Here is a 15,272-nt window from a genome sequence, read left to right as displayed (position 1 = left end):
TTTTGTTCCATACCTTATTTTGCATCAGCCTTTACTGGTTTAACAGAGCCGCCCCATTTGTCTGTGATCCATTCTTGGACTTCTTTGCGGTGAAGCACTTCAATCAGTTTTTTGATTTTGTCACTGTCTTCATCACCTTTACGAGTCGCAATAATATTCACGTAAGGAGAGTTGTCCTTTTCAAGCAATACGGCATCTTCTAATGGATTCAACCCTGCGCCGTAAGCGAAGTTTGCGTTGATTGCAACTAGGTCACCTTCATCATTTTGGTACGTAGAAGCTAAAAGTGATGGGTCGATCGTATGGTTGAACTTCAAGTTCTTAGGGTTTTCTTCAATATCATCGAATGTTGCTGTTTCCAGATCTACTCCATCTTTGACTTTGACTAAGCCAGCATCTTGTAGAATTGTGATGATGCGTCCCCAGTCTGATTCAGAATTTGAAGTAATGATTGTTGCACCATCTTTTAATTCGGAAACATCTTTGACTTTTTTAGAGTACAAGCCCATTGGTTCGATGTGGACAGCACCGGCATTGACAAAGTCATATCCTTTTTCTTTGATTTCTTTGTTCAAATAAGGAATATGCTGGAAGTAATTGGCATCAATGTCGCCTTCTTCCAAAGATTGGTTCGGTAATACATAGTCATCGAATTTGACGATTTCAAGATCGATTCCTTCATCTTTCAATAATGGTTTCACATGTTCCAAAATCTCTGCGTGCGGTGTCGGTGAAGCGCCGACTTTCAATGTCGTGTCGTCTGCTTTATTTGCTGAATCTTTGCTGTCGCTGTTGTTACCGCATGCTGCTAATCCTACAGTCAGCAAAAGCGCTGCTGCTAATCCAAAAATTTTCTTTTTCATATCCTACATCCCCCTATATCCTATTATCTTTTGTCTGTTTTCTTAGTTAAGAAATCACCGATTCCTTGAACGATAAATACGATTAGTAAAATAATTAAAGTCGCAACGAATGTCACTGTCAGATTACCACGCTGGTAGCCTTCCTGCCAAGCAAGACCTCCAAGTCCACCTGCGCCGATCGCGCCGGCCATCGCAGTAAATCCGATCATCGAGATCGTTGTAACTGTTAATCCAGAAATCAATGCGGGAATACTTTCAGGTATCAAGACCTTCCAGATGATTTCCCAGTAACTTGCTCCCATTGCATCTGCTGCTTCCAGTACACCAGGGCTGACTTCACGAAAAGCAATCTCTACTAGACGGGCATAAAATGGTGCTGCGGATAAAACAAGAGCTGGAATGGCTGCTTGCGCACCTAGCATAGTGCCTACGATTGCTTTAGTAAATGGAATGATCAAAACCATCAGGATCATAAATGGCGTTGACCGGAAAATATTACTGATGATCGATACGATTCCATAAATGATTCGAGCATACGGTTTGTTTTTGCGTCCAATAGAGTAAAGGATCAATCCCAAAACTAATCCGATGATCGTCACTAAGACCATTGAGATTAATGTCATATATAGTGTATCAAGGATAGCCTGATTCATCGTTTCCGGGTTGATTTGTTTAAAATCTAGATATGTCTCTGAAAAGCTTTTATCCACGATGGATCACCTCAATTCCTACTCCTTGTTCTTTGATGAACACTTCTGCTTGATCTAATTCTTTGGTTTCACCAGTCATCAAGACAGTCAATGAACCAAAGGAACCTTCTTTCACTTGTTTGATCTTTCCATACACAACGTTGACATCGATGTTATAGCGTCGAATCGCTTGGGAAATGACTGGCTCGTTGGCATTTCTTTCGCTAAAGGTCAAAGTTGCCAAACGGCCGCTTGGATTTTCTTTGATGAGTTCAGCTAATAGTTCTGTCGAATCAGCTTCTGGTTCGATGTCTTGTTGTACAAAGCGTTTGGTTACTTCTTTTTTCGGTTGTCTGAAGACAGTCAATACGTCTCCTTCTTCTACGACTTTCCCCAACTCCATCACAGCGACTTTGTTGCAGATTTTGCGGATCACATTCATTTCATGTGTGATCAAGACGATGGTCAAATTCAATTTCTTATTGATCGCTAACAATAAGTCTAATACTTCTTCTGTTGTTTGCGGGTCCAATGCGCTAGTAGCCTCATCACAAAGCAGGATCTCAGGATCATTTGCCAATGCTCGTGCGATACCGACGCGTTGTTTCTGTCCGCCGGAAAGTTGTGAAGGATATGCTTGTCCGCGTCCTTCTAACCCGACTAAACGCAACAGTTCTTCTGCCCGTTCTTTACGTTTGCTCTTTGGTACGCCAGCTAATTCCAGCGGCAGCTGGATATTTTCAAGTACAGTTCTTGACCATAACAGGTTGAAATGCTGGAAGATCATACCGATTTTCTTTCGGAATGTACGTAATTCTTTGTTTTTTAATTTTGTAATATCTTGATCGTTTACGATCACTTCGCCGCTCGTGGGAAGCTCAAGTCCATTCAGGAGACGGACTAATGTACTTTTTCCTGCGCCAGAATAGCCGACGATTCCATAAATATCCCCTTTTTCAACGTTTAGTGAAACGTCATTGACGGCTTGGATGTTTCCGTTTTTCCCATTGAATGTCTTTTTGACATTCGTTAGTTGGATTAATGACATGCCATTCACATCTTTCTCTTATGATTTTTCAAACAAAAAAGCCTTCGCCCTCTTGCCTTAAGCAAAAGGACGAAAGCTTGAACTTCCGTGTTACCACCTTGATTTACCGTTACTTCGCAATAACAGCCTCTTCCAGTACTTGGACTTAGCTTCTTTCCGTATACTGTCGCGCTGTAACGGGCACTCCCGTAGTAAGTTTGCTTACGCTCGCTTACTCTGCTCTAAGACCATCTTCCATCTCATTTTCGTTACCCATTTTCAGCAAACAGGGCTCTCTTCAAACGTCCGTGACATGTACTCTTCTTTTCAAAGCTTTCTCGTTTCATATAGGATTGCTTATGATTATAGCAACTGGAAGAATCAGTGTCAACTTTTTTCAAGTGATTTTCTGATTTTATAATTCGTCAAATTCTTTTGGATCAACATCTTTGAAACTTAAGATCCACGCATTCATTTCATCTGAATCATTCAAGATATTGATATCTTCACCGATTTTATCATTAACAGAAGAAACTGTACCCGTTAGCGGGCTGGCAAATTCATTGACCGCTTTTTCCGCTTCAACTTCGATCAGAGGTTCATCTTTTTTTAGCGATTGTCCTGCTTTTGGCAGATTGGCAAACGTGATGTCTCCAAGTTCTTCTTGCGCTTCATTTGTCAAACCAACACAGTATTCCTTTCCATTAAATAAGATCCAAAGGTTGTCCTTTTTCTTCAAATGCTTGCCTGCCATTTTATATCAGTTCTCCTTCATAAATTTTTTCATTGAATCCAATTGCAACAAGCTGGTCCTCTCGTAAGATCAGTGGTCGCTTGATCAGCATACCATCTGTCGATAAGACTTGGCTCGCTTTTGAAGCCGTAAACTCGCCTACTTGATCTTTCAGTCCAAGTTCCCGATATTTCATCCCGCTTGTGTTGAACAGGCGACGGATTGGTACTTGACTCGTTTCTAGCCAAGTCTCAATCGTTGAGGCCTTCGGTACTTCTTTGATCATATCAACAGTTTGATAACTAACGCCATGCTGGTCTAACCACGCTTTGGCTTTTTTGCATGTTGAACATTTCGGGTACCAGTAAAAGGTGTACAATTTTCTTACCTCCTTGAAGATCTTGCAGGTGCTTCATTTTGGTATCTCATCGATAATATCAACCCGATACCGATCATGTTCCCTAAAATCGAAGATCCTCCCTGACTAATGAAAGGCAATGGGATCCCTGTTAAAGGAAGTAATCCGATATTTGCTCCAATATTCTCAAAGACATGGAACAGCAGCATCATGATCAAACCGCTTGCGATATAGGCGTAAAATTCATTATTCGTATCGAAACACACCCGAATCATACGATAGATTAAAATAAAATACAAGAAAATGACGAATGCACCACCGATAAAGCCGAAGTTTTCACCGATAACGGTAAAAATCATATCGGACTCACGAACAGGCACATAAATATTGCTTACGTTGAATCCTTTACCAAACAAGCCACCGGTACCAATTGCCAAAAGTCCTTGGGCCGGCTGATAACTCATTCCTGACGTATCATGGAAAGGGTCCAGCCATGAATCAATACGTGCAAACTGATAAGATTTGAAGCCAACTTTGTAAAGCAAGTCTCTTCCGCCTTCAGTCGTAACCAAGAAGATCGTTCCTGCTCCAACGACTACTGCCAAGATTACTACAGGTGCGATGATGCGCCAAGAGATTCCAGACATCAAGAAAATCCCGCCAAAGATCGCAAGAAAGACAAGCATCGTTCCAAAGTCATCTTGGGCCATGATCAATGCTAAAACCGGTATTGTCACGATCAAGAGCTTCCCAATCAGCCAAAAGTCCGATTTCATCGTCCGTTCTTTTACTTGCGTATTATGTTTAGTTACGATCAGTGCCATCATCAAGATGTACGCAATCTTCATCAACTCTGCTGGCTGGAAAGTAAACGCACCGAATCGAAACCAGTTTTTAGACCCTGTTGAAGCAGCTAAATTCTGATCATAGAATTTGAGCAAGAGTCCCATTACCACTAACCCCAAACCATAAAGGTAAGGAGTCAGTTTCCAGATCCATTTGGAATTCAAATGCATGATGACAACGATTGCTGCCGCTCCAACTAAATACCACACAACTTGCATCCCTACGCCTTTCAAGACTGCTGGATTGTTCGGATCATGGCTAAGTGCTACATATAATGAGAGCAGACCAATCAAACATAACAGAAAGACTGGTAAAATCACGCCATAATCAATACGATTATCGTTCGAAGCTTTTAATTTTTTTTCCATGTTTCATCCCTTTTCTTAAAAACCATACTGCTGATTATTATAGCGGTCCAGTTAGATAATGGAAAGTCTTTCCATAGACATTTGGGAAAAATTAACTTTCCGTTTGTGCAGTTGCTTGAGCAAATGCAGTACAAAAGCCTACTGCTTATCTTTAGTGTATCATAGAACTTTTTTTGATACATGCAATTATCTACCAACTGAGATTCTCCTCGCTGTGAGAAGTTTCTGTGCTTTCATTGTATCGAAGGATCTCTTCGGCAATCTCTAGCAGCTGATCAGAAACCAGATTGGTTCGTTGGATGAAATAAAAATATCGATGGAAATTCAACGGAGTCATTGGCACATTTTCTGGAACAGAGCGCTTAGACAAAATCGAGCGACCGATTCCTTCCTTCAGCAACGCAACAATTACATCGTTACTTTTCACGATCATCTTCTTATCTTGGATATTCATCTCTTCAAAATAACGCTGCGTGTAATGAAAAACACCAGAGTTTGCTTCTCTTACAAGCCACAATTTGCTTTTTGGGTCCCCAGCGATGACTAGCTGGTCTTCCATCAAAGAGTATCTTTGTACGCCGGAAGTCTCTAATGGCTTTTCGATAAAACCAAAATCGGATTCATGTTTCGCTACTTGTTCTAATGATTCATGAGAATTCGCGATTTCGATCTCAAAATGCACTTTAGGAAACCTTTTGATCAGATGTTTCATCAACTGAGGCAAAAGATAGACAGCAAAGGTGTGGGAAGCAACGATCCGACATACTTCTTCTTCATTTTGTTCATTGAGCAATTTTTGCTGAGTTTCTTCCCATTCTTCTAACAAAACCAGTGTCCGTTCATATAATAAGTCGGCTTGCTTAGTTGGAAGCATCTCTTTTCTTCCGTTACGTTGAAAAAGATCGATATTCAATTCCCGCTCCAACTGTTTGATTTGATTCGAGACTGCTGGTTGAGATAAAAACAGTACTTCTGCTGCTCTGGAAAAATTTCTTGTTTCATATACTGCTCGAAAAGTCGTTAATAACTTAAACATGGCACCACTTCCATAACTTTTTATGATAATTACTATAAAAACTATTTGATTTAAATATACAAAAAACCATCTATAATAGAAATGTACAACAAAACAGTTGCTGATCCAACTAGTAACTTAGATGAAGACAATCAGCTGTCTGCTTGCTCGTAATCATACATTCCTATTCATTTTACAATGTATTCGTTCATCTTGGTACTAAAATCTATTAAATAAAAAGGAGAATATTATATATGAAGAACTTTTTGAAAATTATTCCGATCCCGATCTGCGGGTTGATCCTTGGGTTAGCTTCCCTTGGAAATCTGTTTAAAGACTATCACCATGTTGCTTTAGGCAATCTAACTGGCGGTATCTCTATGATTCTTATGATATTCATTTTTGTTAAATTGTTTATCTTATTCGAACACACGAAACAAACGTTGCATGATCCAATCATCGCCTCCGTTTCACCAACTTTTACGATGTCACTCATGGTTATTTGTACTTATTTTGTTTCATATGAAAGTATTGCACCAATTGTCAAATTCATTTGGCTGTGCGCTGTTATCTTCCAAGTGATCCTTGTCTTTTATTTCAATTATCACCATGTTATCAAAGCTGATCTTTCAATTGAAGCAATTTATCCAAGCTGGTTTATCATTTACGTTGGATTTGGGGTCATCACTGTAACTGCCGGGAACTTCTTCCCGCTTATTGGAAAAATTTTCTTTTGGATTTCATTGATCTGCTATGCGTTCTTATTGCCGATCATCATCAAACGTGTCTTTTTCGTAAGAAATATGGCTCATCCGACACGTCCGCTGATTACGATCGTTGCAGCACCTGGTTCTCTTTGCCTAACAGGTTATCTTAAAAACTTTGCTGAACCTAATTTTTATCTTGTCGTAGCATTGTTCGCTTTATCTCAAGTATTGTATTTCGTTGTGCTGTCTATGCTTCCACGTTTGTTCAAGCTTCGTTTTTATCCAAGCTATGCAGCCTTTACATTCCCGCTTGTTATCTCTGCAACAGCTATATTTACTACTGTTCATTACTTCAACAGTTTAGGTATCTATAGTAGCGTATTGGATTTCTTAAAAGTTGCGGAATGTCTGTTTGCAAGTGTAGTTGTCTTCTACGTTCTTGCTCATTACGTACGTTTCTTAATTAAAGAACATAGCAAACATGGAAAATTTGTTTCTAAAAAAATCGCTTAATAATCGATTCAATAGGTTGTGAAAAAGCTGTTCTGCATCAAGTAATAAGAACGGCCAAACAAAAACAGCTGTTCATGTTTTTGTACTGGTTGGGCTTATTACCGCAGATGCAAGCTTTTGAACACCGTTTACCAAGAGGTCGTAAAAGAAGTGGTCAGCTTCAAGAAATAAGAAGGAATTTACGAAAATTGCTTCTCAAATTTTTGTGAAATTTCGGCTTATTTCCGAAGAAGCTACTTCTGGAACACCGTTTACCAAGAGGTCGTGAAAAAGCCGCTTAGTTTCGAGTATTAAGAAAAATTTTGTGAAAATGGCTTTCCACATTTTTTCATAAATTTGGCTTAATACCGAGAAACTGGCTTTTGAACACCGTTTATTCGAAACAAGAGGTCGTGACAAGACTTTTGTCACGACCTCTTGTTCTTTTGTCAAAATACTGGTTTAGTGCTACTATGTTCGAGTATGCTTTTAGTATTTATTGACGAAAGGAACCGATCAAATGAAATCATTGTCACATCCAATAAAATCTGTAAAGGATTCAGCGGTCCGCGAAATCTTACCCGGTTTACTGCTTTCTTTTGCCATCGCTGCCTTCAGCAGGCTTCTTGCTATTTATCTGCCACAGTTAGGTGGAGCGACTATTGCTATTTTATTGGGTATTTTATTAGGAAATACTTTTTTTAAACAGCCTGTTCTAGCAATCGGCACAAAATTTGCTGAAAGCAAACTATTAGAATTCTCTGTTTTTTTACTAGGTGCAACTGTCACAGCTCAAACGATTGCTCAAATTGGTATAAAAGGAATTGTTTTTGTGTTACTGCAAATGTCAGTCACTATCATCGGTGCTTACTTGATTGGTAAAAAACTGCAATTCAGCGATACTTCTTCTTTGATGATGGCTGGAGGAAACGCTGTTTGTGGTTCTTCTGCTATTGCTTCGATTGCCCCTTCCATCCATGCGAAAGAGGAAGAAAAAGGACAGATCATCACACTAGTCAATCTACTGGGTACTGTGATGATGTTGACTCTCCCTTTTCTTGGATTACAGTTGTTTGGTGGAAATCTCATTGAAAAAAGTGCACTTTTGGGTGGTACACTCCAATCTGTTGGTCAAGTAGTCGCTGGGGCAAGCTTACTTGACAATTCTGTTGTCGAATTCGCCATGCTATTTAAGATTCTACGTATTATGATGCTCGTTGTTGTTGTCTATCTGTTTGAAAAATTCATGCACAAGAAACAACCAGCTCTGTTTGAAACGCCAACTGATACGCAGAAAAAACGAAAATTACCGCTTCCTTGGTATGTATTAGGGTTTGTGATCTTTTGTTTGGTCAACAGCTTGTTTTCTTTACCTGTAGTTATTGACCAATCGGCACATTTTATCAGCAGCTGGTTTGAGATCACTGCTTTAGCGGCAATTGGTCTGCGTTTAGACTTTGCAAAATTCATGAAAGAAGGTACACGCTTCTTATCTTATGGATTAGCTGTCGGGCTTCTCCAAACAGTGATGGCTTTACTATTTATTTGGCTGATCAAAGTTTAGAATGAACATGAAAAAACAGTTGTGATTCTCGCATGGAACAATGTCCGAATCACAACTGTTTTTAATTTTGCAGATATCCTTCTAACAACAACAATTGGCGTTTGACTTCAACCCCATCTATTGCGTTTCCCATATATCCTGTCAGTTTTCCATTTTGCCCGATCACTCGATGACAAGGAATAACGATTGGCAATGGATTGGTTCGATTTGCCTGCCCAATCGCTCGCACAGCTTTCGGACTATCAACAGCAACGGCTACTTCTTTATACGTTCGGATTTCTCCATAAGGAATGGTCGACAAAGCTTTCCAGACATTTTGCTGAAAAGGCGTACCTCTCTTTATAGATAAAGGAACATCAAATTCTTTTCTTTTTCCCGCAAAATATTCTTCAAACTGTTCTTGTGTGCGCGTTAAAATTTGCTGATTCGCTGATTCGCTTTCTGAAATTGGCTGAAAAGATACAGCAGTCAATCCGGATTCATCTGCATCTAACCATAAAAAGCCGATAGGTGTGTGTATTTTCATTTTGTTTGCTCCTGGTCAATAGACTGGAACTTCCTCCTTTTTCTCTATCCAAAACTACTTGCCAACTAATAAAAATTGTTCTTAAAAGTTTGATAAACCGAGGAAACATGGTAAACTAAATACGTTAGTTTACAAAAAGAATACCTGTTCTTTTACGTAAAATCAAATTTTAAAGGTGTTATTTAAGGTTTATTAAATTTTGAATGTAAACCATATATAAACATACGATTGAAAGGATAGAAACGATGAAAGTATCAATTGTTGTCCCATGTTTTAATGAAGAAAAAACTGTTCCTCTTTTTTTTGATGAGGTTGAAAAATTCAAAGGTGCCCATGAGTTCGAATATTTGTTTATTGACGACGGATCAAAAGACGGTACGTTAGCAGCAATCAAGAAGCTAGCCTCAGCTTATCCTTATGTCCGCTTTGTCTCATTTTCCAGAAATTTCGGGAAAGAAGCGGCTCTATACGCAGGATTACAAGCTTCTACAGGAGATTTAGTGACTGTTATGGATGTTGACTTGCAAGATCCGCCTGAACTGCTTCCTGAGATGATTGAACGAATCACTACTTCTGATATCGATTGTGTCGGCACCCGGCGTTCGACTCGTGAAGGTGAGCCTGCAATCCGCAGTTTCTTTGCGAAAAAATTCTACCAGTTGATCAATAAAATCAGCGATACAGAAATGGTCGATGGCGCTCGTGATTTCCGTTTGATGACCCGACAAATGGTGGATGCTGTCCTAGAACTAACAGAATACAACCGGTTTTCAAAAGGATTATTCAGTTGGGTCGGATTCAAAACAGAATATATTTCTTATGAAAACCGCGAACGTGTAGCTGGTGAAACATCTTGGTCCTTCTGGAAATTGTTCAACTACTCGATTGATGGTATCGTGAACTTCTCCGATGCGCCATTGACGATTGCTTCATTTATCGGCGCTTTGTCTTGTGTCGGTTCTGGTATTGCGATCTTGTTCATTATTTTGCGGGCATTGCTGTTTGGTGATCCTACATCAGGATGGCCTTCCATGGTCTCGATCTTCCTATTCATCGGAGGAATCCAACTGTTATGTCTTGGAATCATCGGGAAATATATCGGAAAAATCTTCTTAGAAACGAAACAACGTCCTGTTTATATTATTAGAGAAACAGAAAAAGTGAAGCCAAATGAATTGAAGCCTCACCAATAATATACGTCAAATGAAGTAAACATTTTTTTAATGAAGAGGGACTGTGACAAAAATCTTGTCACAGTCCCTCTTTCCGAACAAACGGTGTTCAAAAGCTTGCATCTGCGGTAATAAATCCAGCCAATTCAAAAACATGATAAGCTGTTTTTGCTTGGCTGTTCTTATTACTTGATGCAGGATGATGCAGAACAGCTTTTTCACAATCTCTGATATACGGTGTTCCAGAAGTAGCTTCTTCGAAAAATAAGCCGAAATGTTACAAAAATTTGAAAAGCAATTTTCGTGAATTCCTTCTTATTTCTTGAAGCTGACCACTTCTGTCACAACCTCCATCTTCTTACTTCTTCATTGCCGCTTTTAGTGCTGCTGCTAATGGGCTTTCTTCTGGTTCTTCTGCCTGTGCATATTTTTTCAGCAAGCGACGTTCTTCATGTTTGGTCATTTTCTTCTTCTGCTCTTTTTTATCAAGCATTTTTTCTGTCGTTCCGTCGTATTTACAACGGAAATAAGCACCATTTTTGCCTTCGATGATTTCCATTTTCCGGTGACATTGTGGGCAGCGATGGTTGGAGACTTTAGGATCTTTTCTTCTGCGGTAGCTGCAATCTGAATTGGTGCAGACATAAATTTTGCCGTCTCGTGTGTTTTTCTCACGCAGATTGGCCCCACATTCTGGACATTTCTTTTGGGTGATCGAGAAATCTTGATATTCTTGTTTGCTTGATTTGATTTCATTCACCAAGCGTTTTGTTTCTTTTTCGATCCCATTCAAGAAGGTTCCTGCTTGTTTCTTTCCTGCAGCAATCGCTTCAAGGTCTTTTTCCCAGCTCTCTGTCAGATCCGGTGTCACTAAAGATGGGTTGACTAATACTAATAATTGTTTACCTTTAGGGGATGCTTGCAGTCCTTGAGGGGTACGTTCCATCAACTCTGATTTGATCAGTTTCTCAATGATCTCTGCACGAGTAGCCGGGGTTCCCAGACTGTATTTTTTCATTTGTCCAAGCAAGCTTGCTTCTGTCAATGGTTTAGGCGGTACAGATAATTCTTTTTTGATGGTGAAATCAGGATTGATCCGCATTCCTTTTTCCCATTTGACTGTTTCCGTTTCAGATTCCGTTTCGCCTTTCCACCCTGCTTGGACGACACGATTTTGTCGGAAAATGAATTGTTCTTTACCAAATTCAACCGTGACTTTTGTCTGACTGACTTTGTGTGGTTGAGCAAATAAGCCTAAGAAACGAGAGACGATCATCTGATAGATTTTTTGCTCTTCATTACTTAGTTTTTCATAACGTGCTCGGTTTTCAGTTGGCAAAAGCGCATGGTGATCGGTCACTTTATTGTCTTGGAATACTTTTGTCTGTTGGACGATGGCTCCGTTTTTCAAATACTGCTTGACCTCAGGAGCAAAGTCGCTGACTGCTTGCAGTCGTTCGTTCATCGTACTTTTCATGTCGTTTGTCAGATATTTGCTGTCTGTACGCGGATAAGTAACGATTTTATGGGTCTCATATAAACTTTGTACAAGACTTAATGTTTTCTTTGCAGAATAGCCATAGCGTTGATTGGCTTCTCTTTGGATCTCTGTTAAATCATAAGGCAGCGGCGCAGATTCCGTTTTTAATTTTTCTTGGACTTCTGTGACAGTTCCTTTGCTTGTACTGATCAATTGAACAAGTTTTTGTGCTTCTTCTTGTGTTTTTAAAGCAAATTGATTTTTTTGAACCATTTTGGCTTGTTCTTTTCCAGCGTGCAACGTGATCGTGAAATACGTTTGTGGACGGAACTGTTCGATTTTCTTTTCTTGATCTCTCACTAATGCTAGTGTCGGTGTCTGCACACGGCCTGCTGATAAATTGTCCGCATACTTCACAGTTAAGGCTCTGGTCACATTCAATCCTACCAGCCAGTCCGCTTTTGCCCGGGCAAGAGCAGATTCATACAATGCATCATATTCTTTTGCAGGTCTTAGTTGCTTGAATCCTGTTTTGATTGCTTTATCTGTTTGAGAAGAGATCCATAACCGCTTCACTGGTTTATTGAAATGCACATACTCTAAGATCCAGCGAGCAACAAGTTCTCCTTCCCTTCCGGCATCTGTCGCAATGACTGCTTCTGAGACATCTTTTCGTTGAGCCAGCTGCTTGATTGCTTTTAATTGATGTCCTGTTTTAGGAAGTGGTTTGATTCCTAGTTTTTTAGGGATCATCGGCAACGTGTCCATTTGCCAGCTCTGCCATTCCTTATTCAGATCTTCCGGCATTTTCAATCCTAATAAATGACCAAGGGCCCAAGTAACGATCACCTTGGGTCCTTCATAATAATTTTTGTGCTTTTGATTAGCACCAAGCACCTTGCTTAGGTCTTTCGCAACGCTTGGTTTTTCCGCTAGTATTAGTTGTTTCATAAAATTCCTTTCTGCTTTCTACTGTGATGGGCTGATGATTTTTCAACAACGCAAGTCCCTTGTATTGCTGTAAATCATCGTCACACTCTTCACACCAGCGCTCATCTCCGTCATTCCAAAAGGCGCTGAGAAAGTTGCTTTTTGCATTGATATATTCATAATTTTGATGGATCGCGATCCATTGTTTTTCGTACGCTTGTCGTGCTTCTTCAAAAGACTCGAATGTTTCTTCTGCTTCAATATCTTCTTCCCAGTCTTCAAAAAACCACCAAGGCTCATTGTCCCCGAACATGGTAATTACTTGATACATACTCGTGCTCCTTCTTTCAGCTTTTCTAGACTCATCTTAGTCACTTTTCAAGAAAGTTGCAAGAATTTTCTCTTATAAAAAGATCATTTAATGAACATCTTGAAAATGATACCAATGAATCTGATTGTTTAAGGCAAAGTAGCGATAAAGTCATTGATCATCCAAAAATAGCTGTCCTCTGGATCGATTGTCGGTTCTTTTGTAAAGTATCCTAAAAAACGCAAGGAAAGATAGCCGTGGATCATACTACGTAATTCTCTGCTTCGGTGGACTTTTTCTTCTTTCGTTAATTGAAAAGCCTCAAAGATCTGCAAAATGATCTGGTTCGTTTCATGGATTCCCTCTAATAAAACTGCTTCATTGGTGTGGGGCACACTGATCAGCAACTCATACACTGCTTGATTTGAAAAAGCAAAGGATCGATAAGTTTCTGCATAGATCTGCAGTGCTTCCTGACCACTTTTTCCCACAAGAGCCCGACGCAGCTGGTCATTAAGTTCCTGCAGAAGTTTTGCTGTTAACGCTGTTTTGACATCACGAATATTTTTAAAATGGTTATACAGCGAGGGAGCCTTGATATCCAAGCGTTTTGCTAAATGCTGAAAGGTTATTTGCTGAACATCCATCTCTTCTGCTAGTTCTCGAAAGCAGTCGATGATTTTCTCTTGAGACAGATTTCTTTTTTTCATTTCCATGTTTCCTCTCATAAAATAAATCCTTCACTCTTTCAGTTTACCACGAAAAAGAACGAGAAAAAAGAGACTTTCATTGATAAACTACATATTGTAGTTTATAATAAAGAGTCGTAGATGAAAATTTTCAGAAAGAAGGAGTCTAATTGGCTGCAAGAATAAAGGAAAAATTATTTAGGAAAAGAGAAACTTGGGAACAAAACTTGTTTGTCTTATGGTTTGGAACATTTATGGCTGGTATCGGATTTAGTTTAGTCATGCCTTTTATGTCACTTTACATAGATACGTTAGGTAATTATAGTACGGCACAATTGAACTTTTGGAGCGGATTGACTTTTTCATCTACTTTCTTGGTGACTACGCTGATCTCTCCTTGGTGGGGGAAATTAGCCGACCAAAAAGGAAGAAAATTGATGCTGCTGCGTGCTTCATTAGGAATGGCAATCGTCATTTCTTTGATGGGCTGCGTGACTAGTGTGTATCAATTAGTCGCATTGCGTCTGCTTCAAGGGATTTTTTCTGGTTATATCAGTAATGCCACTGCCCTTGTCGCAACTGGGACGCCAAAAGAAAAAAGTGGTCAAGTTCTTGGAACCTTAGCAACTGGTTCTGTTACAGGAACATTACTTGGACCGCTTCTTGGCGGGATCTCTGCTTCAGCGTTTGGCTATCGCCCTACCTTTTTCATTACAGGGATCATCTTATTTTTCGTCTTCTTGTTGAGTCTGTTTTTTGTCCATGAAAAATTTGTCCCAGTGAAAAAAGAAAACATGGTTTCTGCCAAACAGATTTTCAAAGACTTGAAATATCCACACGTCGTCATCGGTATGTTCGTCACAACGATGATCATTCAAGCATCCAACAATTCCATCAGTCCGATCATCAGTCTGTACATTCGTCAATTGCTGCATGGACATGGGAATGTTACGTTGATCAGCGGAATCATCGCTTCGATACCTGGAATTGCTACTTTGATAGCCGCTCCAAGATTTGGTCGCTTAGGTGACAAGATTGGGAGTGAAAGAATACTTGCGATTGGTTTGGGTTTTGCGATTTTGGTTTATATCCCAATGGCATTCGTCACGAATGTTTGGCAATTAGCTGCCTTACGTTTTTTGATTGGTATCTCTGATGCTTGTCTGCTCCCTGCTGTCCAAGCATTGATCACAAAATATTCGCCTCATCAAGCTGCTGGACGGATCTTCAGTTATAACCAATCTTTCCAAGCAACTGGTAACGTAGTAGGACCTATGATCGGCTCCAGTGTTTCCAGTGCATTTGGTTATCGTGGCGTCTTTCTTTCGACTTCTCTTCTTGTTTTAGTCAACTTCTTGCTTGTACGACACAATACACAAGAAATCCATCAGCAAGAAACTGCAGAAGAAAAAGCTTCAGGAGTCTCCATATCTTCAGAGCACTCTCCTTCTCATAGACAATAAGCGTAAATGAAAAACACTGCTTGAACAGTTGTCACAGACT

At 39.8% G+C, this 15,272-nt stretch carries 15 protein-coding genes and 1 other annotated feature; of the genes, 4 read left to right on the top strand and 11 right to left on the bottom strand.

The window, feature by feature from the left end; translation table 11 throughout:
• Positions 1-14 precede the first annotated feature (14 nt).
• The 7 genes from IGK53_RS02595 to IGK53_RS02565 form a co-directional block, all read right to left on the bottom strand.
• On the bottom strand, positions 15-863 hold the full coding sequence (locus IGK53_RS02595) for a MetQ/NlpA family ABC transporter substrate-binding protein (protein ID WP_002291174.1): 849 nt from the start codon (positions 861-863) through the stop codon (positions 15-17).
• 23 nt (positions 864-886) lie between these two features.
• On the bottom strand, positions 887-1,573 hold the full coding sequence (locus IGK53_RS02590; RefSeq protein WP_002287674.1) for a methionine ABC transporter permease: 687 nt from the start codon (positions 1,571-1,573) through the stop codon (positions 887-889).
• The gene (locus IGK53_RS02585; RefSeq protein WP_002304234.1) at positions 1,566-2,600 is read right to left on the bottom strand and encodes a methionine ABC transporter ATP-binding protein; all 1,035 of its coding nucleotides are present in this window, start codon (positions 2,598-2,600) and stop codon (positions 1,566-1,568) included. Before IGK53_RS02585 ends, IGK53_RS02590 begins: the two co-directional genes overlap by 8 nt.
• A 62-nt stretch (positions 2,601-2,662) precedes the next feature.
• Positions 2,663-2,919, bottom strand: a binding site (T-box leader).
• A 75-nt stretch (positions 2,920-2,994) separates the two neighbouring features.
• The gene (locus IGK53_RS02580; RefSeq protein WP_002291179.1) at positions 2,995-3,333 is read right to left on the bottom strand and encodes a glycine cleavage system protein H; all 339 of its coding nucleotides are present in this window, start codon (positions 3,331-3,333) and stop codon (positions 2,995-2,997) included.
• 1 nt (position 3,334) lies between these two features.
• On the bottom strand, positions 3,335-3,691 hold the full coding sequence (locus IGK53_RS02575) for an arsenate reductase family protein (RefSeq protein ID WP_002295166.1): 357 nt from the start codon (positions 3,689-3,691) through the stop codon (positions 3,335-3,337).
• A 5-nt stretch (positions 3,692-3,696) separates the two neighbouring features.
• Positions 3,697-4,884, bottom strand: a complete 1,188-nt coding sequence (locus tag IGK53_RS02570; protein ID WP_002291183.1) for an FtsW/RodA/SpoVE family cell cycle protein — start codon at positions 4,882-4,884, stop codon at positions 3,697-3,699.
• Between the two features lie 190 nt (positions 4,885-5,074).
• The gene (locus tag IGK53_RS02565) at positions 5,075-5,920 is read right to left on the bottom strand and encodes a LysR family transcriptional regulator (protein WP_002291186.1); all 846 of its coding nucleotides are present in this window, start codon (positions 5,918-5,920) and stop codon (positions 5,075-5,077) included.
• A 233-nt stretch (positions 5,921-6,153) separates the two neighbouring features.
• Between IGK53_RS02565 and IGK53_RS02560 the strand changes: the two genes are divergently transcribed.
• On the top strand, positions 6,154-7,119 hold the full coding sequence (locus IGK53_RS02560) for a TDT family transporter (protein ID WP_002291188.1): 966 nt from the start codon (positions 6,154-6,156) through the stop codon (positions 7,117-7,119).
• Positions 7,120-7,618: 499 nt separating this feature from the next.
• Positions 7,619-8,662 carry a YeiH family protein gene (locus tag IGK53_RS02555; protein WP_002291191.1) on the top strand — a complete coding sequence of 348 codons (1,044 nt, stop codon included), beginning with the start codon at positions 7,619-7,621 and terminating at the stop codon, positions 8,660-8,662.
• A gap of 61 nt (positions 8,663-8,723) precedes the next feature.
• Here the strand turns inward: IGK53_RS02555 and IGK53_RS02550 are convergent, their stop codons facing one another.
• On the bottom strand, positions 8,724-9,188 hold the full coding sequence (locus IGK53_RS02550; RefSeq protein ID WP_002291193.1) for a methylated-DNA--[protein]-cysteine S-methyltransferase: 465 nt from the start codon (positions 9,186-9,188) through the stop codon (positions 8,724-8,726).
• Positions 9,189-9,433: 245 nt separating this feature from the next.
• Here IGK53_RS02550 and IGK53_RS02545 point away from each other — a divergent pair, with 245 nt between their 5' ends.
• Positions 9,434-10,381 (top strand): glycosyltransferase family 2 protein, encoded by a 948-nt coding sequence (locus IGK53_RS02545; protein WP_002329556.1) that lies wholly within the window; start codon positions 9,434-9,436, stop codon positions 10,379-10,381.
• A 337-nt stretch (positions 10,382-10,718) separates the two neighbouring features.
• Here the strand turns inward: IGK53_RS02545 and IGK53_RS02540 are convergent, their stop codons facing one another.
• The 3 genes from IGK53_RS02540 to IGK53_RS02530 form a co-directional block, all read right to left on the bottom strand.
• Positions 10,719-12,791 (bottom strand): DNA topoisomerase III, encoded by a 2,073-nt coding sequence (locus IGK53_RS02540; RefSeq protein WP_080032454.1) that lies wholly within the window; start codon positions 12,789-12,791, stop codon positions 10,719-10,721.
• Complete coding sequence (locus tag IGK53_RS02535; protein ID WP_002329558.1) at positions 12,724-13,101, bottom strand: DUF1033 family protein; 378 nt, start codon at positions 13,099-13,101, stop codon at positions 12,724-12,726. The genes IGK53_RS02540 and IGK53_RS02535 overlap by 68 nt, the downstream gene beginning before the upstream one ends.
• A gap of 128 nt (positions 13,102-13,229) precedes the next feature.
• Positions 13,230-13,790 carry a TetR/AcrR family transcriptional regulator gene (locus tag IGK53_RS02530; protein ID WP_002325115.1) on the bottom strand — a complete coding sequence of 187 codons (561 nt, stop codon included), beginning with the start codon at positions 13,788-13,790 and terminating at the stop codon, positions 13,230-13,232.
• Between the two features lie 149 nt (positions 13,791-13,939).
• Here IGK53_RS02530 and IGK53_RS02525 point away from each other — a divergent pair, with 149 nt between their 5' ends.
• Positions 13,940-15,232: a multidrug efflux MFS transporter gene (locus IGK53_RS02525; protein ID WP_002329559.1), complete on the top strand. Its 1,293-nt coding sequence runs from the start codon at positions 13,940-13,942 to the stop codon at positions 15,230-15,232.
• Positions 15,233-15,272 lie beyond the last annotated feature (40 nt).

Origin of the sequence: Enterococcus sp. DIV1224 (assembly GCF_050555455.1) — a bacterium.
GTDB classification, from domain to species: Bacteria; Bacillota; Bacilli; order Lactobacillales; family Enterococcaceae; genus Enterococcus_B; species Enterococcus_B lactis.
The sequence above is the reverse complement of the archived record's forward strand: the minus strand, read 5'-3'. Positions and strand labels throughout refer to the sequence as shown.